This is a genomic window from Vibrio sp. 10N.222.55.B11, from assembly GCF_041473705.1.
GTDB classification, from domain to species: domain Bacteria; phylum Pseudomonadota; class Gammaproteobacteria; order Enterobacterales; family Vibrionaceae; genus Vibrio; species Vibrio crassostreae_C.
Genome location: NZ_JBFRST010000165.1, coordinates 1 through 581, shown reverse-complemented (window position 1 = coordinate 581; position 581 = coordinate 1). Strand labels below are relative to the sequence as shown.

The following is a 581-nucleotide window of genomic DNA, read 5'->3' as shown; positions in this document are numbered from 1 at the left end:
CCCAATAAGGCGCCCATTCAAAGCGGCTTTTCCATCAGCCCTGATTGGTTTAAGCAATTTGATATTCATCGCGTACCGGCCTTTGTTTCGGTCAAACAAAACCGTTGCTTACCTAAGCAGCCTTGCAAAGCCAGTGACTACGACATCCTTTACGGCAACATTTCACTTTACCAAGCTCTGGATTACCTCGCGGCCGGGGATGCGCAGCAAAACATTCATCCACTGTTGCGCACGCTCTATGCCCAATAACCCTCTCTCACCCCAACTTTTGATGAGGTGCTCCTTATGCGCATTGACCTCTGGGCTGCGCTCACGCTCAGTTTTTTATCTACTCTCGCTCTTGCCAGCGAACAACAAACCTTTACCGAGAGCGCCAATTGGGCGAAGCAAACGGCAAGCCAAGCTCTCACGCCTCATGCGCTTCCACTCAATGTCGATGACTATTGCAAAGACGCCACGTGTCGAAAAGAGATCCGCAGTCCAAAAGAGTCAAGACTGTCAGACAGTGATATCAATGCACAAAAAGGGACAGAGTTTGTGACCAATGGATTGGCTCAAGACATCAACACCCACTTTAATAA

1 protein-coding gene and 1 pseudogene are annotated in these 581 nt (G+C 49.1%); both read left to right on the top strand.

Annotated features, from left to right (window positions below; translation table 11 throughout):
- On the top strand, positions 1-249 hold a 249-nt coding region (trbC, locus tag AB4503_RS25565), incomplete at its 5' end, for a type-F conjugative transfer system pilin assembly protein TrbC (RefSeq protein ID WP_372115930.1).
- A gap of 36 nt (positions 250-285) precedes the next feature.
- Positions 286-581 (top strand): annotated as a pseudogene (locus AB4503_RS25560) (type-F conjugative transfer system mating-pair stabilization protein TraN); the annotation flags it as partial.